The following is a 14,105-nucleotide window of genomic DNA, read 5'->3' on the forward strand; positions in this document are numbered from 1 at the left end:
AAAGCATGCTTGAATTAACTGTTAATTTGGACGAGCGAAGTTATCCTATTTTTATTGGTCAATCTGCACTTCAAGATAATGGCCGCCTTGTTCACCACATTGGTGATTGTCGGCCTATCATTATCACTAACGACACAGTTGCGCCTTTATATTTACAAGGGCTGCTTGATTCGTTGGCTGATCTAGACCCTCTTTCTTTTGTCATTCCTGATGGTGAGCAATACAAGTCGCTTGAATGGTTTGAGAAAATATCTGCTTTTTTATTGCAAAATAATTGCGGCCGAGACACATGCTTAATTGCACTAGGTGGCGGCGTTATTGGCGATTTAACAGGTTTTGTTGCTGCATGTTATCAGCGCGGTGTACCGTTTATTCAAATTCCGACCACGGTACTATCACAAGTTGACTCCTCTGTAGGGGGCAAAACAGCGGTAAATCACCCACTGGGTAAAAACATGATTGGGGCGTTTTATCAGCCGCAAGCTGTTTTTATTGATACTAATTCACTTCACACTTTACCGGCGCGCGAATTTGCTGCGGGTATGGCCGAAGTTATTAAGTATGGTTTAATTTACGATACCGAGCTATTTGCTTTTATTGAGCAAAATGTAGAAAAGCTACAGCAACTAGATGAAGCAAGTTTGCAGCATATTATTTATAGATGTTGTGAAATTAAAGCGCTTATCGTGGCGCAAGATGAAAAAGAAAATGGCCTTCGTGCATTACTCAACTTAGGGCATACCTTTGCGCATGCAATTGAAGCGCAAATGGGATACGGTGTATGGCTACATGGAGAGGCTGTTGCTACCGGAATGGTACTTGCTGCTAAATTAGCGCATACACGCGGTGACTTATCGCAAACTGAGGTAGATAGAATTGTAACGCTACTCAAGCTTTATAATTTACCGACTGAGATCCCAAGTGAAATGACTGCTGAGCAGTTTTTAATGCATATGCGTAAAGACAAAAAAAATAAAAAAGGCACTATCCGCTTTATTTTACCTACTCAATTTGGTCAATGCGCATTGGTAGATGACGTATCAGACGACCAAGTTAGAGCGTTAATCGAGCAATAATGCAGGCGCAAATTTTACCAAGCCGTGCGGCGTTGGTGGATAGAATCGCTCTGCAATTTGAATACGGGCAAAACTTAATTGTATTACTAGGCACCTCTGGCCTAGGCAAAAGTTATATGCTCGAAACCTTCATCACCGACAAATACAACAGTTTTAATAAAGCATTTGTACAAGTAAGTGCCAGTGTAAATGATGTATCACTGATGAGTGATATATTAGAGCAAAGCTTTAACTCTCCGCTGATTGACCACGATTTATCGTTAAGTGAAAACTTTTACCAATTGTTGCAGCAGCAGCCGTGTGAGGCTTGTTTGTGGGTGCTCGATAATGCAAGGCACTTATCTGAAGAGTTATTACAGGAATTAGAGTTACTTGCCAAAAACAGCCCTGTAACGCTTTATATCATGCTAGCTTCGCAATCAAAGCTAGCTATTAATAATGCCGTTGAAATTTACTTAGAGCCTTTATCTGCGCATGAATCTAAACAGCTAATGAGCTGGTATTTTCCTAATTTACCGTACGACGAAGACCCCGTATTTAGCGCATTTTTAAATGAAGCGAATGGCAACCCCAGCTTATTATTAGCATGGCAGCCAACGGAGCATGTGGCTGATATTATAAAAAAAGATAAAGTGTCGTGGCGAGTACACTTAATCTCGTTGTTAATTATAATTATGCTACTTATCATTGGTTTGCTGTATAAAAATGATATGACCCAGTGGTGGCAAACGTACTATCAAAATCAACAAAGCCAAGGCATAGATACCGCTATTCCTGCTTCAAAAATTACCGCTATCCCAAGCGCGAATAAAGAAGTCAGTAATGCTAATTCTGATATATCAAAAGCGGATTTGCCTTTAGAGCCGGTCAGCGATAAATCACAAGGTAATGTAGCGCCCCATAAAAACGATGTGCCGGCGATAATGCAAAGTTTAACGCGTCAGGCTCAACAAAGCGCTCAAAGTGAGCAAAGTGAGCAAAGCGAGGCGTTACCACAAAGCTTAAACACTCCTGAGACTATTGAGCCAATTGAAAGTGACGATAAAGAAAGCCCGCAGCCTAAAATCTCAAATAACGTATCCGATAACGCTTGGTATTTAGCTCAGCCAGATAATAATACAGCTGTGCAGCTGCTAGCTGTTACACAGGAAAAAATCACCCGTGAGTTTATTATTCAACATAATTTAAGCCAGCGCGCTAAGGTTTACCAAACTAAGCGAAATAATAAAGTGTGGTGGGTGGTTACTATTGGTAGTTATGCATCACTCGCTGATGCTAAAAGTGCGTTGTCTGCCTTGTCGAGTGCGCTTAGAAAGAACAAGCCTTTTTATAAAAAAATCAGCAAAATAAAACAAGAAATTGCACGACTTGATCAGTAAACTGACTCACTTTAGTGTAAAATCGCGCTACAGCAGATTGAAGTTAAGAACCAATGCAACAAAAGAGTAGAGCCTTCCTTAAATGGGCTGGCGGTAAATACAGCCTAGTTGAAGATATTAATGCACGTTTATCTCAAGCCAGCAAACACGCTGAAACCTTGGTAGAACCTTTTGTAGGTGCAGGCTCGGTATTTTTAAATAGTAATTTTAAACACTATTTACTCAACGACATCAATGCTGATTTAATTAACTTATACAAAGAGCTCAAGCGCTCGCCTGATGAGTTTATAAGTGACTCTAAAAAACTATTTGTTGATTTAAATAACCACCCAGACGCTTACTACGAATACCGTGTACAGTTTAATAAAAGCAATGATGTATATGAGCGCGCAATGCTCTTTTTATACATGAATCGCCATGGTTACAATGGGCTGTGTAGGTATAATCTCAAAGGCATTTTTAACGTGCCATTTGGTAAATATAAAAAGCCTTATTTTCCAGAAAAAGAAATGTACTTTTTTGCCGAAAAAGCACAAAAAGCCACATTTACCTGCCTAAGCTACGATGATGTGTTTAAGCTTGTGCCAAACAATGCGGTTATTTATTGCGATCCGCCTTATGTGCCGCTAAGTAAAACAGCGTCGTTTACCTCTTATGCTAAAGGCGGGTTTAATTTAGACGATCAAGCAAACTTGGCAAACTTAGCCGAGCAAGCCGCGTTCGAAAACAATACCCCAGTGCTTATATCTAACCACGATACCATGTGGACGCGAAAAATTTATAGCCAAGCTACACTTGGTAAAATTCAGGTAAAACGTACTATCAGCCCTAAAGGTGGGTCACGCAACAAGGTCGACGAGTTAATGGCTATGTATTTAGCACCCAAGCAACCACTGCGTAAATTGTCACTACAAAAATAACAAAAAACAGCACAGCTAAAGCAATAATAAAAAGAGGGGAGTGTTGTTGGAAGTCGGCTTGGCGTTTGTGCTCTGATTGCACACCAAAAAATGCTGCTAGCACACTTTGCAACGCGCTAATAAAGTGCAGCATTATTTAAAATAGAGGTTTTATTGAAGGCGTATTCTTAGCGTCTTCTGAGCTAGTTAATAGCTCTAATAAATCTAAATAATGAAACTGCGCACTGCGGCTATCGCCTGTTAGCCACGAAAACCACGATGAGTCTTCTTCTACTTTCGCACACGTTAAGGTGTTTGAAGCGTTTTTACTACTTGCCTGATGCTGACAATTGCTAACTAAGCTTAAATCTTGCTCAGAACTTGGCGCAAAACTAAATGCTCCAATAAATAACAATGCCGACGCAATTAAGATCCCTGTTTTAAATGCACGCATAATATTAGCCTAAAATTAAGTTACTCCTTTAATAATAACAAAAGCTGTATAAATAACAAACTAATATTTATCTGTAATAGCTAAGGCCTGTTGAAACTTGCGAGTTAAAGTGTGCTCTCAAGCTAAGAGTTTTTAAATCGCGACCCGAGGGTTGTAATCGAGTGGGCACAATAACTGCTCTTGCGTAAACTAATAACTTGTATCATGTAAGCATGGCTTGTGTATCCTACTCACGGCCTTACCAAAAATTAAACATGCTGCCTAAAACTCAACCACTAAAGCTCAACACGCCCTAAAGCTTTTTATAAATAAATACTTATGTATTTAAATCGATATTTTTAGTTATGCCTAATTTACAGTGTATTACTTGGGAAACCTTAGCATTTACGGTACATTAAGGCATACTTTACTGATTGACGGATTACTATGTTAAACCCTGAACAAAAATACTTAATTGCGCCTTCTATTTTGTCAGCCGATTTTGCAAAATTAGGCGAAGATGTGGATAAAGTACTCGCTGCAGGCGCTGATGTAGTACATTTTGATGTCATGGATAATCACTACGTGCCTAATCTCACTATTGGGCCTATGGTGTGTAAAGCGCTTAGAGATTACGGTGTAACAGCACCTATAGATGTGCACCTAATGGTAAAACCAGTCGATAGTATAATCCCTTTGTTTGCAGAGGCCGGCGCATCAATAATTACTTTTCACCCTGAGGCCAGCGAGCATATAGACCGCACCATACAGCTCATTAAAGACCATGGTTGTAAAGCAGGCTTAGTATTTAACCCTGCCACTAGCCTTAGCTACCTCGATCATGTTATTGATAAGCTAGATACTATTTTATTAATGTCGGTAAACCCAGGCTTTGGCGGCCAAAGCTTTATTCCCCACACCCTTGAAAAACTAGCTCAAGCAAAGCAGCGTATAGTTGAGTCGGGTCGTGATATTCGCCTAGAAGTAGATGGTGGTATTAAGGTTGATAACATAGCCGCAGCAGCGCAAGCAGGTGCCGATATGTTTGTAGCAGGGTCTGCTATTTTTAATGAGCCTGATTACAAGGTTGTTATTGATCAAATGCGTGAGCAGTTAGGAAACGTAAAGTAATGAAATATGATGTAGCTTTGTTCGACCTTGACGGCACACTTGTTGATAGCGTTTACGATTTATACCTAGCAGTAAACTTAACACTGAGTGATTTAGCGTTTCCTATTGTTAGCCAAAGCTTGGTTGAAAGCTGGATAGGCAACGGTATTGAAACCCTAGTCAAGCGTGCACTCAGCGGTGATATGCAAATTAGCGAACATTTAGATGAAGCGCTTAGTGCAAAAGCCATTGCCTTATTTTACCAACATTATGAGCAGCTAGTGGGCAAGTATAGTGTGTTGTATCAGCATGTAGAAACAGGGCTCAGTGCTTTGCGGGGCATGCCAAAAGCACTTGTTACTAATAAGGCGCGCCTATTTACCGAGCTACTACTTGATAAGCTTTCCCTTACCAGTCACTTTGAAGTGATAGTGTGTGGAGACGATATGGCTAAAAAGCCTTCACCAGCGCCTTTATTGTATGCATGTAACAAGCTGAATGTTGAGCCGAGTAAGGCTATTATGATTGGCGATTCAAAAAGCGATATATTGGCAGCACATGCCGCTAAAATTGATGTAATAGCGGTGGATTATGGTTATAACCAAGGCGAAAATCTTGAGGATTATAATCCACAGTACCTATGCGATAACTTCTTAGATATAATACCAACACTAACACAGCGTTAAAATTTTTAATTAACTAAACACTAAAGGAAAATCATGAGTAAACCAGTAGTTTTAAGTGGCATTCAGCCAACCGGTGGTATGACAATAGGCAACTATGTTGGCGCTATTAACCAGTGGCTAAAGCTACAGGAAGACCACGAAAGTTTCTTTATGCTTGTTGATTTACACGCGATTACCGTGCGCCAAGAGCCTGAACTTCTTCGCTCTCGTGTATTAGATGGTATAGCGTTATACGCGGCATGTGGCATAGACCCTGAAAAATCGGCCTTATTTGTACAGTCGCAAGTGCCAGAACACGCGCAGTTAGCATGGGTGCTAAATTGTTACGCACAAATGGGCGAGCTTAACCGCATGACTCAGTTTAAAGACAAGTCATCTAAGCATGCTAACAATGTAAACGTCGGTTTATTTTCGTACCCAGTATTGCAAGCAGCGGATATTTTATTATATCAAGCAGACCAAGTACCGGTAGGGGATGACCAAAAGCAGCACTTAGAGTTAACGCGTGATATAGCTACACGCTTTAATAATTTATACGGTGACGTATTTAAGTTACCTGAGCCATATATTCCTGAATTTGGCGCACGCGTAATGAGCCTTCAAGATCCGCTCAAAAAAATGTCTAAGTCTGACGAAAACCCTAATGGCTACATCATGCTATTAGATGAGCCTAAAAAGATTGAGAAAAAGCTTAAAAAAGCAGTAACCGATTCAGACGAGCAAGCGCGTATTTACTTTGACCGTACTGAAAAGCCAGGCGTTTCTAATTTACTTACTTTATTAAGCGTAGCCACTAAGCGCTCAATTGAAGACTTAGTGCCAGAGTATGAAGATAAAATGTATGGTCACCTGAAAAAAGACACAGCCGATGCAGTTGTTAGCATGATTGAGCCAATCCAAGCACGTTTTAAAGAGATCAGAGAAGATCAAAACCTACTTGATAGCATCATGAAATCAGGCGCAGAAAAAGCCAGTGTACGTGCAGAAAAAACACTTAAATCGGTTTACGATGCACTAGGGTTTATTCCTCGTACATAAATTGCTTTACTAGTATAAGCAAATAAAAATGCCGCTAAATTTAGCGGCATTTTTGTGACTTTTAATGAATACTTTTTATTATCTATCTTAAAGCAATGGTTTTAGGTAATGCCCAGTATGCGAGCGTTCACATTCGGCTACTTCTTCAGGCGTGCCTGCAATGAGTATTTCACCGCCGCCAGCGCCCCCTTCAGGGCCTAAATCAACCACCCAGTCTGCGGTTTTAACCACATCTAAGTTATGCTCAATTACCACAATGGTATTACCATGATCGCGCAGGCGATGTAATACCACAAGTAGTTGTTCAATATCGGCAAAGTGAAGGCCGGTTGTTGGCTCATCAAGTATATACAGTGTTTTACCTGTATCGCGTTTAGAAAGCTCACGAGCCAGTTTTACACGTTGTGCTTCACCACCAGAGAGCGTGGTAGCAGCTTGCCCTAGGCGAATATACGATAAACCAACGTCCATTAGCGTTTTAAGTTTACGCGCTATTGCAGGTATTTTATCAAAATAGTCGTGCGCGTCTTCAACGGTCATTTCGAGCACTTGGTGAATGTTTTTACCTTTGTATTGTACTTCTAAAGTTTCGCGGTTATAGCGCGCGCCCTTACATACATCACACGGTACATATACATCAGGTAAAAAGTGCATTTCTACTTTAATTACGCCATCGCCCTGGCAAGCTTCACAGCGCCCGCCTTTTACGTTAAAGCTAAAGCGACCTACTTTATAGCCGCGAGAGCGGGCTTCTTGTGTACCTGCAAATAACTCACGAATACCGGTAAAAATACCTGTGTAGGTTGCAGGGTTTGAGCGCGGTGTACGACCAATTGGGCTTTGGTCAATATCAATCACTTTGTCAAAGTGATCAAGGCCACTAATTGACTTGTAAGGCGCGGCTTCTGCTGTGGTCGCGCCGTTAAGCTCAGTATGCGCAAGCTTAAAGAGTGTATCGTTAATGAGCGTTGATTTACCTGAGCCCGATACCCCTGTAATACAGGTTAATAAGCCAAATGGAATTTTTAAGTCTACATTTTTTAGGTTATTACCTGTGGCACCAAATAGCTCAAGCCATTTGGCGCTGGTTGGGTTACGCTCTTGTGGCACTTCTATTTTGCGTACGCCTGATAAAAACTGGCCAGTTACCGAGTCTTTAGTGGCTAAAATATCGTCACGTGTACCTTGTGCAATAATGTGTCCGCCGTGCACTCCCGCGCCTGGGCCAATATCAATAATGTGATCGGCTGCGCGAATCGCGTCTTCGTCGTGCTCAACAACAATAACGGTATTACCTAAGTCGCGTAAATGCACCAATGTTTGTAATAAACGGTCGTTATCGCGCTGGTGTAAACCAATTGATGGCTCATCCAGTACGTACATTACGCCTACAAGGCCCGCACCTATTTGGCTGGCTAAACGAATACGCTGGGCTTCACCACCGGAGAGGGTATCGGCACTGCGCTCAAGTGATAAGTAATTAAGGCCAACATTAATTAAAAACGATAAGCGGTCGCGAATTTCTTTTAGGATTTTTTCAGCTATTTGAGCTTTTTGACCTGTTAGCGATAACCCTTCAAAAAAGTCCATCGCTTCGCCGATACTCATAGTTGTAATAGCAGGTAGGTTTGTTTGACCTATAAATACGTGGCGTGCTTCTTGGCGCAAACGCGAGCCATGGCAACTAGGGCACGCTTGGCTAGTTTGATATTTAGCGAGCTCTTCACGCACCGAGTTTGACTCAGTTTCGCGATAGCGACGGTTCATGTTGTTTAACACGCCTTCAAACTCGTGGTTGCGTGTTATTAAATCGCCTCTGTCGTTACGGTAGTTAAAGGCTATTTTTGTTTGCCCTGAGCCTTCTAAAATAATTTTTTGCGATTCTTTAGCCAGCTTTTCAAATGGCACATCTAAATCAAAGTTATAGTGCTCGGCGACCGCCTGTAGCATTTGAAAATAATAAAAGCTGCGTTTATCCCAGCCTTTAATAGCACCACCGGCAAGGCTGAGCTCTGGGTTATGTACCACACGGTTGGGATCAAAGTATTGGCGTACGCCTAAACCATCACAGCTTTGACACGCGCCGGCAGGGTTATTAAACGAAAATAAGCGCGGTTCTAATTCGGTCATTGCGTAGCCACAGGTAGGGCAGGCAAAATTTGCTGAGAACAGCATTTCTTCTATCGTGCTGTCGTCCATGTAGGCTACATTTGCCACACCGCCAGACATCTCAAGTGCGGTTTCGAACGACTCTGCTAAACGCTGCTGTTGGCCATCTTTTACTTTAAAGCGGTCAACCACCACTTCAATAGTGTGTTTTTTATGAAGCTCAAGCGTTGGTGGATCTGATAAGTCGCATACTTCGCCATCTATACGAGCGCGAATGTAGCCTTGGCTTGCAAGTTGCTCAAGTAATTTAACGTGCTCACCTTTACGATCTTTAACTACTGGCGCTAAAAGCATCAGCTTAGTGCCCTCTGGCAGTGCTAAAACGGTATCAACCATTTGGCTAATTGTTTGAGCTGCAAGCGGTAAGTCGTGGGTTGGGCAGCGTGGTTCGCCCACGCGGGCAAACATTAAACGCAAGTAATCGTATATTTCGGTAATGGTACCCACTGTTGAGCGAGGATTGTGCGATGTAGATTTTTGCTCAATAGAAATGGCGGGAGACAGGCCTTCAATATGATCAACGTCAGGCTTTTCCATTAACGATAAAAATTGCCTTGCGTAGGCAGAAAGTGACTCAACATAACGACGCTGTCCTTCTGCATATAAAGTATCAAATGCCAGTGATGACTTTCCCGAACCAGATAGGCCTGTGATAACAATTAATTTATCACGTGGGATGGTTAGGCTGATGTCTTTTAAATTGTGCGTACGGGCGCCTCGGACTTCAATGTTTTCCATGCTATCTCGTTTATTACCAAAATTATTTGTCCAGTATCGCATAATACGAAACATTATTAATCAATGATCAACGAAAAAATCCTTACTTATAGGCGATTAATTATTGCCAAGCTTGTGGTAGAATCCCAGCCTAAATTTTTCATATCGTAAGAATACGCAGATAATGACCGCATCTTCACTTAATTCACGAGAAAAGCGCGCCGCTGTATCGCTGGCGAGTGTGTTTGCATTTAGAATGCTCGGCTTGTTTATGCTGATGCCTGTATTGGCTATTTATGGCCAATCGCTTGATGGTTTTTCGCCTATGTGGATAGGATTTGCTATTGGCGCGTATGGCTTAACGCAAGCGGTACTGCAAATTCCTATGGGGCGTTTGTCAGATAAAATAGGCCGTAAAAAAGTCATTGTTGGTGGCTTAGTTGTGTTTGCGTTGGGCTCTGTTATTGCAGCCCTTGCTGAATCTATTCAAATGGTTACAGTGGGCCGTGCACTACAAGGTATGGGCGCTATAGCCAGTGCGCTGCTTGCTTTTGCCAGCGACCTAAGCCGCGACGAACAGCGCCCTAAAGTAATGGCGGTGATTGGTATGAGCATAGGCATGAGCTTTGCTTTTGCTATGTTACTTGGGCCTATTGTTGCCGCGTCGTGGGGTGTAGCAGGCGTATTCTGGTTAACAGCAATACTTGCCGTGTTCGGTATTGGTATTATTTTATTTCTAGTGCCCAACGCAGTAAACAAAGCGCCCAAAGGCGATACCTTGGCAAGCTTTAGTGATATTAAAAAGCTTATTAAGCATCCGCAATTATCGCGCTTAAATGCAGGTGTATTACTGCTACATTTAACGCTAACCACTATTTTTGTGGTACTACCCAGCCAACTAATAAAAGATGGCTTAGTGGCAAACCACCATTGGTATTTATATATTCCGGTATTGCTGTTAGCGTTTATTTTAATGGTCCCTATTATGATTATTGCCATTAAAAAAGAAAAAGAAAAACAAGCGTTTATTGGTTCAGTAGCACTGCTTTCTATTAGTATGTTTGCTATGTCTATTTGGGTGAATAGCGTGGTTGGCATTGCCATTTGTATGTTGCTTTATTTTGTAGCATTTAATTTTTTAGAAGCCACTATGCCTGCGCTTGTATCGCGTATTGCGCCCGCTAGCCAAAAAGGTTCGGCTATGGGTGGGTATTCGTCTAGCCAGTTTTTGGGGGCTTTTTTAGGTGGTATTTTAGGGGGTTATGTTGCCCAAACTACAAGTACGCAAGCTGTGTTTGCGGCCGCGGCACTTGTTGGGTTAATATGGCTTATTATTGCGTGGAAAATGCAAGTCCCACCGAAAAGTAAAGTTATTAGTTTAATGACCAATTTAAGTTCTGAAGAGCAAGCTCAAGCACTTGCTTCTCAGCTAGTTGCTTTACCTGGCGTAATAGAAGCAACAGTAGTACGCGACGAAAGCCGCAGCTATTTAAAGATTAATGATAAAGAATTTGACCTAGACCAAGCACGTAAAGTAGCTGGTTTAATCTAACGTTTATAGGAGATGGTTCCATGGCACGCGGTGTGAACAAAGTAATTTTGGTTGGTAATTTAGGACAAGATCCTGAAGTTCGTTACATGCCTAATGGTAATGGTGTAGCAAATATTACCTTAGCAACGTCAGACAGCTATAAAGACAAAAACACTGGCCAAATGGTTGATAAAACTGAATGGCACCGTGTAGTATTTTTTGGCAAGCTAGCTGAAATTGTTGGTGAGTACTGCCGTAAAGGCTCGCAAATTTACGTTGAAGGTAAACTTCAAACACGTAAATGGACCGACCAACAAGGCCAAGAAAAATACACAACAGAAATCGTTGTTGATGGCTTTACGGGTCAAATGCAAATGCTAGGCGCTCGCGGTGGCGATCAGCAAGGTGGTGGTTATCAAGGTAATCAAGGCGGCCAACAAGGTGGCGGTTACCAAAATAATCAACAAGGCGGTGGCTATGGTCAAAACAACCAAGCTCAAAACAGCCAGCAAGGTGGTTATGCACCACAGCAACAAGCTGCACCAGCACAACGCCCAGCTGCAGCACCTGCTCCACAGCAAAATAACCAATACCAACAATCAAACAACAGTGGCTTTGCTCCTGGGCAAAGTAATGCGCCACAGCAGCAAGGTGGTTTTGCACCTAAGCCGCAAAACGCCCCTCAGGGCGGTGCATCAAATCCTATGGAACCAACAATAGATTTTGATGACGACATTCCGTTTTGAGGAATACATAAATCATAATTGTTGATAAAAAATTTAGAAAGCCGCTACTAAGCGGCTTTTTTGTAACAACACGTTTTAGTACAAAAGGTGCAGTGTCTATCTACCATTTAACGCCTTAAAGTCACTCAAAACGCGCTATTAGCGCCTTTTTATAGGCTAAAAGTTGAATGGCACATATAACTAAAAAGCAGCCTGAGTAAGTGACTAACTGAGCAACTGGCTCGGGGCGAACAAAATATTCATGTAACAGCGCCCCAATTAACGTACCCGCCAATAAAACATACGCAACATAGATAAACAGTGCTTTTTGCTTTTCATTTTTAATAAACAAAAGAGCAAGCATCATTAAACCCACTACCAACTCCAGTAAACCAACGCTATACATATAAATTTTAGCGTTAACGGGCAGTACCTGTGCAAAGTAGCTAAAGGTTTTAACGCTTACTTGCGCTGCTAATAATTTTGGCAGGGCAAACTTAAACATAAAAAGCGCGCTGGCTAAATTTAAAAGATTACTAAATAAATTCTTCATGAAAGCTTATGCCTTAATAAAGCAGCCGTCAGGTAATAAACGCCACGGCTGTAATTTAAATGGTTACACAACAGTGCCGCGAATAGGGTAGTTATTTTGCTCTTTAATAAACTTTAAGCCTCTTACAACCACGTCTAACTCAGGGCGTAAATACGGGGCATTAGAAATATTTACAGCTTGCAATATCCCTTGCTCATTTACGACAAACATAGCGGGCTCTGCAAAGTTGTGATCGGTTTCTTGCTTAGAGCGAGGTGAGGAAATATACAGCCCAAGTTGTTTCATTTGCTGCTGTGTTAAACCATAAGCTATAGGAAAGCTAACCGCGAGCGTGTCCATGCTTTGTGTTAGCTGCGCGCGGCTATCTGCAGAAACGGCACAAACGCTCACCCCAAGTGCCTTTAATGCGGGTAATTGCGCTTCTAGTAAATTTAAGTAACGCATACAAAGCGGGCAATGCTTGCCTCTGTATACCACGAGCATTTGCCACTCGGCGCCACCGTGCGGCTTACTTAGATCTGCGGTTGTCCCATCGAGCAAGTGTGCAGTAACTGTTGGAAATGAATTACCGGCTATTAATTTAAATGACTCTGACATAAAAACCTCTTTTATACTGATTGTGAATGATTTTTTTTAACAAATAAGTACAGCGCAGTGAGTGCACATAAGCTGATACAGCTAATAAAAATATTGCGAGTGCCTCCGGGGATATATTCAACAAACGATGTTAAAAATTGCCCAGAAAAAACAGCCATTGTGAAATAAGAGAGGTTACGACCGCGAACAGAGGCTGCGCTACGCTCTACGGTCATATGGTTTAATAGTGGGATGCTAAAACCAAAGCCAATACCGCTAAACACAGCGCCTATTACCAATAACGCTGTACCCGTTTGTAAAAAGAAAGCAAATGATGCCCCATAGCCTATAAATGCCAGCGCAAGTACTTTTTGCTCGCCCATTTTTTTAGTTAACTGAGGCATAAAATGTGCCCCAACAACAGCCACTAACGAGATGAAAGAGAGTAAAAACCCTACTTGTTCTTCATTATAATTTTGCGCATGCATTGTGCTGGGTAGTAAAACAATTGCGCTAAAAAACGTGACCATTGCAAGCACAGCCAGCGAATACACATGCTTAAGAGATAAGCCTTTATTTGATATTACGTGCTCTTGTGTTGCTTGTGCCTCTTGTGCTTGAGGGTGATTACGCGGCACAAAAAGTAGCAACATGGCTAAAAATACCCAAGAAATAAGGTACAACGATAATGGTAAAGCCCAATGCTGCACAGCAAGTAGGCCACCTATAAATAGAAATATAACGCCACCGAGCTCTATTGCCATACCTTGCTTAGCAAGCATGCCTAGGCGCGCTTTACCAAAGTACCACTGTGATATTAAAACGGTACAACCGGCCATAACAATTGAGGTAACACCGCCAAGCAAAATACGGTTAGCAAAAACCAACAACGGCCCTTGTAACAAATACACGCTTGCACCTAAAAAGCCGTATAAAAATAAGCCAATAATTAATGAACGGTAAGCGCCATATTTATCAATTAATTTACCTGCAATAGGCGCAAATATAACAGCCCCTAAAGCCGGTAAGGTCACTAAAAATACCGCACTGTCAGCAACATTTAGGGCTGTTGATATACTGATTAAACCAGGTGTAACCAATGCACCCACCATGATTGTTAAGCAAGCTATACACAGCAAAGTGTAGCTTCCTGCGTTATTGAGTTTATTCATAAGTATTCTCTGTTTTTAAATGGGGCAACTAAGGGGGACTT

General features: G+C 41.8%; 14 protein-coding genes. 8 read left to right on the forward strand and 6 right to left on the reverse strand.

The window, feature by feature from the left end; translation table 11 throughout:
- Window positions 1-5: 5 nt before the first annotated feature.
- From aroB to PSH54_RS03315, 3 genes are read left to right on the forward strand one after another with little or no spacing between them, the layout of a single operon-like run.
- Window positions 6-1,076: a 3-dehydroquinate synthase gene (aroB, locus tag PSH54_RS03305; protein WP_024032528.1), complete on the forward strand. Its 1,071-nt coding sequence runs from the start codon at window positions 6-8 to the stop codon at window positions 1,074-1,076.
- Entirely contained in the window at window positions 1,076-2,455 is a 1,380-nt protein-coding gene (locus tag PSH54_RS03310; protein WP_273605478.1) for an AAA family ATPase, read from the forward strand. Before aroB ends, PSH54_RS03310 begins: the two co-directional genes overlap by 1 nt.
- A gap of 53 nt (window positions 2,456-2,508) precedes the next feature.
- Window positions 2,509-3,375: a Dam family site-specific DNA-(adenine-N6)-methyltransferase gene (locus PSH54_RS03315; protein WP_273605479.1), complete on the forward strand. Its 867-nt coding sequence runs from the start codon at window positions 2,509-2,511 to the stop codon at window positions 3,373-3,375.
- Here PSH54_RS03315 and PSH54_RS03320 read toward each other — a convergent pair.
- Together PSH54_RS03320 and PSH54_RS03325 are read right to left on the reverse strand one after the other, a co-directional pair.
- A complete protein-coding gene (locus tag PSH54_RS03320; protein WP_024032525.1) occupies window positions 3,323-3,508 on the reverse strand; it encodes a DUF2970 domain-containing protein in 186 nt (61 codons plus the stop codon). The genes PSH54_RS03315 and PSH54_RS03320 overlap by 53 nt on opposite strands.
- 3 nt (window positions 3,509-3,511) lie before the next feature.
- Window positions 3,512-3,808, reverse strand: coding sequence for a hypothetical protein (locus tag PSH54_RS03325; RefSeq protein WP_029771857.1), 297 nt, complete (start codon window positions 3,806-3,808; stop codon window positions 3,512-3,514).
- A gap of 426 nt (window positions 3,809-4,234) precedes the next feature.
- Here PSH54_RS03325 and rpe point away from each other — a divergent pair, with 426 nt between their 5' ends.
- The 3 genes from rpe to trpS are packed head-to-tail and all read left to right on the forward strand — an operon-like array spanning window position 4,235 to window position 6,621.
- Window positions 4,235-4,918, forward strand: coding sequence for a ribulose-phosphate 3-epimerase (gene rpe / locus PSH54_RS03330; protein WP_054982922.1), 684 nt, complete (start codon window positions 4,235-4,237; stop codon window positions 4,916-4,918).
- Complete coding sequence (locus PSH54_RS03335; RefSeq protein ID WP_055254629.1) at window positions 4,918-5,583, forward strand: phosphoglycolate phosphatase; 666 nt, start codon at window positions 4,918-4,920, stop codon at window positions 5,581-5,583. Before rpe ends, PSH54_RS03335 begins: the two co-directional genes overlap by 1 nt.
- A gap of 33 nt (window positions 5,584-5,616) precedes the next feature.
- On the forward strand, window positions 5,617-6,621 hold the full coding sequence (trpS, locus tag PSH54_RS03340; protein ID WP_029771853.1) for a tryptophan--tRNA ligase: 1,005 nt from the start codon (window positions 5,617-5,619) through the stop codon (window positions 6,619-6,621).
- Window positions 6,622-6,708: 87 nt separating this feature from the next.
- Here trpS and uvrA read toward each other — a convergent pair whose 3' ends face one another.
- Complete coding sequence (uvrA, locus tag PSH54_RS03345; RefSeq protein ID WP_273605480.1) at window positions 6,709-9,528, reverse strand: excinuclease ABC subunit UvrA; 2,820 nt, start codon at window positions 9,526-9,528, stop codon at window positions 6,709-6,711.
- Between the two features lie 163 nt (window positions 9,529-9,691).
- Between uvrA and PSH54_RS03350 the strand changes: the two genes are divergently transcribed.
- Window positions 9,692-11,059 (forward strand): MFS transporter, encoded by a 1,368-nt coding sequence (locus PSH54_RS03350; protein WP_024032520.1) that lies wholly within the window; start codon window positions 9,692-9,694, stop codon window positions 11,057-11,059.
- 20 nt (window positions 11,060-11,079) lie between these two features.
- Window positions 11,080-11,784: a single-stranded DNA-binding protein gene (gene ssb, locus PSH54_RS03355; protein ID WP_024032519.1), complete on the forward strand. Its 705-nt coding sequence runs from the start codon at window positions 11,080-11,082 to the stop codon at window positions 11,782-11,784.
- Window positions 11,785-11,905: 121 nt separating this feature from the next.
- Here the strand turns inward: ssb and PSH54_RS03360 are convergent, their stop codons facing one another.
- The 3 genes from PSH54_RS03360 to PSH54_RS03370 all read right to left on the reverse strand — a co-directional run bounded on the left by PSH54_RS03360 (window position 11,906) and on the right by PSH54_RS03370 (window position 14,064).
- The gene (locus PSH54_RS03360) at window positions 11,906-12,316 is read right to left on the reverse strand and encodes a hypothetical protein (protein ID WP_273605481.1); all 411 of its coding nucleotides are present in this window, start codon (window positions 12,314-12,316) and stop codon (window positions 11,906-11,908) included.
- A 63-nt stretch (window positions 12,317-12,379) separates the two neighbouring features.
- Window positions 12,380-12,913 (reverse strand): redoxin domain-containing protein, encoded by a 534-nt coding sequence (locus tag PSH54_RS03365; RefSeq protein WP_273605482.1) that lies wholly within the window; start codon window positions 12,911-12,913, stop codon window positions 12,380-12,382.
- Window positions 12,914-12,924: 11 nt separating this feature from the next.
- Entirely contained in the window at window positions 12,925-14,064 is a 1,140-nt protein-coding gene (locus tag PSH54_RS03370) for an MFS transporter (protein ID WP_273605483.1), read from the reverse strand.
- Window positions 14,065-14,105: the final 41 nt, after the last annotated feature.

It is taken from the genome of Pseudoalteromonas sp. Angola-30 (genome assembly GCF_028599215.1).
Taxonomy (GTDB): domain Bacteria; phylum Pseudomonadota; class Gammaproteobacteria; order Enterobacterales; family Alteromonadaceae; genus Pseudoalteromonas; species Pseudoalteromonas atlantica.

What these genes read in the sequence shown, in the direction of transcription:
- ssb (WP_024032519.1), top strand. Translation starts at nt 11,080, where the DNA reads ATGGCACGCGGTGTGAACAAAGTAATTTTGGTTGGTAATTTAGGACAA.
- PSH54_RS03350 (WP_024032520.1), top strand. Translation starts at nt 9,692, where the DNA reads ATGACCGCATCTTCACTTAATTCACGAGAAAAGCGCGCCGCTGTATCG.
- aroB (WP_024032528.1), top strand. Translation starts at nt 6, where the DNA reads ATGCTTGAATTAACTGTTAATTTGGACGAGCGAAGTTATCCTATTTTT.
- PSH54_RS03335 (WP_055254629.1), top strand. Translation starts at nt 4,918, where the DNA reads ATGAAATATGATGTAGCTTTGTTCGACCTTGACGGCACACTTGTTGAT.
- PSH54_RS03310 (WP_273605478.1), top strand. Translation starts at nt 1,076, where the DNA reads ATGCAGGCGCAAATTTTACCAAGCCGTGCGGCGTTGGTGGATAGAATC.
- PSH54_RS03315 (WP_273605479.1), top strand. Translation starts at nt 2,509, where the DNA reads ATGCAACAAAAGAGTAGAGCCTTCCTTAAATGGGCTGGCGGTAAATAC.
- PSH54_RS03320 (WP_024032525.1), bottom strand. Translation starts at nt 3,508, where the DNA reads ATGCTGCACTTTATTAGCGCGTTGCAAAGTGTGCTAGCAGCATTTTTT.
- PSH54_RS03360 (WP_273605481.1), bottom strand. Translation starts at nt 12,316, where the DNA reads ATGAAGAATTTATTTAGTAATCTTTTAAATTTAGCCAGCGCGCTTTTT.
- PSH54_RS03325 (WP_029771857.1), bottom strand. Translation starts at nt 3,808, where the DNA reads ATGCGTGCATTTAAAACAGGGATCTTAATTGCGTCGGCATTGTTATTT.
- rpe (WP_054982922.1), top strand. Translation starts at nt 4,235, where the DNA reads ATGTTAAACCCTGAACAAAAATACTTAATTGCGCCTTCTATTTTGTCA.
- trpS (WP_029771853.1), top strand. Translation starts at nt 5,617, where the DNA reads ATGAGTAAACCAGTAGTTTTAAGTGGCATTCAGCCAACCGGTGGTATG.
- uvrA (WP_273605480.1), bottom strand. Translation starts at nt 9,528, where the DNA reads ATGGAAAACATTGAAGTCCGAGGCGCCCGTACGCACAATTTAAAAGAC.
- PSH54_RS03370 (WP_273605483.1), bottom strand. Translation starts at nt 14,064, where the DNA reads ATGAATAAACTCAATAACGCAGGAAGCTACACTTTGCTGTGTATAGCT.
- PSH54_RS03365 (WP_273605482.1), bottom strand. Translation starts at nt 12,913, where the DNA reads ATGTCAGAGTCATTTAAATTAATAGCCGGTAATTCATTTCCAACAGTT.